The organism is Streptomyces sp. P17 (genome assembly GCF_032436805.1).
Taxonomy (GTDB): domain Bacteria; phylum Actinomycetota; class Actinomycetes; order Streptomycetales; family Streptomycetaceae; genus Streptomyces.
This window is the reverse complement of record NZ_JAVRBF010000184.1, coordinates 1-1,159: the sequence shown is the minus strand read 5'-3', so window position 1 is coordinate 1,159 and position 1,159 is coordinate 1. Positions and strand designations below refer to the sequence as shown.

2 pseudogenes are annotated in these 1,159 nt (G+C 73.3%); one reads left to right on the top strand and one right to left on the bottom strand.

What is annotated here, in order from left to right:
* Positions 1–72: 72 nt before the first annotated feature.
* A pseudogene (locus RMT89_RS40235) lies at positions 73–570 on the bottom strand (MFS transporter); the annotation flags it as partial.
* On the opposite strand from RMT89_RS40235, the pseudogene RMT89_RS40230 reads away from it, so the two are divergent.
* Positions 548–1,159, top strand: a pseudogene (locus RMT89_RS40230) (DUF5937 family protein); the annotation flags it as partial. The pseudogenes RMT89_RS40235 and RMT89_RS40230 overlap by 23 nt on opposite strands.

Here is a 1,159-nt window from a genome sequence, read left to right as displayed (position 1 = left end):
CCTTCGTCCGGCACGCCGAGGGCACGCACCGAACACCGCGGGCACCGCACAGGACTTTCAAAACACCCCCTAGGCCGGGGCGAGGGCGGTGACGAGTGCGGTGGCGCTGCCGGCGTAGATGATCTCGCCGAGGGTGCAGAGCACGGACACGGCGGCGACGGCTGGGGCGCCCCAGCCGTGTCCCAGTGAGGGGGCCGCGAGGAAACCGAGGTAGGACACGGTGAGCACCAGGCCGGCGAAGGCCAGCACGGTCCGCCGGGAGTAGCGGGACAGCAGGACGGTGACCGACACCCGCAGGGTGACCACCAGCACCGTGTTGGCCACGAAGATGGCCGCCGACCACACCGGGGACGCGTCCAACTGGGTCACCAGGACCAGCGGGAGCGCGATCTCGGGGACGTTGAGGCAGAAGACGTAGATCACGTTGGCGGCGAGCAGCGCGCGCATCCGGGGCGCGGGGGCGTCCCCTGCCTCTGTGGCCCGGGCAGTGGCCGGAGGCGCGTGCAGGTGGACCGACCACACCAGGGCCGCCGCGGCGAGACAGGCGAGCCCGGTGACGCTCAGCGACGCCCCGGCGCGCGAGCGGGCGCTGGACGTGGCTCAGGCCCGCGGCGCGCGGCAGGAGGCCTTCGCGGAACGGCTGCTGGCGGATCCGGCCGCCGCACGGGCGCGGGTGCGCGACACGCTCGAGCAGTGCGCCGCGGCGTTCTTCGACGCCGCCTGGTCGGGTGTCGCCGTACGGCTGGCCACGGATCTGCGCCTGAAGAACGATCTGCTGAAGCGCCGGGGCGCCGGGGAGGCGCTCGCGTCGGTCTCCAGCGCGATCGCGCTGGCACCGGACGGCGACTGCGTCGTCGTGGACAAGCTCCAGGACAAGGCGACTTCCGCGCATGGCACCGGGGTCACCTTCATCCCCAGTGCCTTCTGCCGTCCACACCTGGCCGTCGTCCCTGCGCCGGGGTGGCAGCCGGTGGTGCAGTACCCGGTGGCCGAGCCGAGCCCGTCGGAGCCGGTGTCTCTGGAGACAGTGACGCTACGGCTGGAGGCGCTCGCCCATCCGGTACGGCTGCGGCTGCTGCGCACCCTGGCCCGGGGCACGCACACCACCGGTGAGCTGGCCCACGCCTGGGAACTTTCGCCCCCGGAGGTCTCCCGCCAC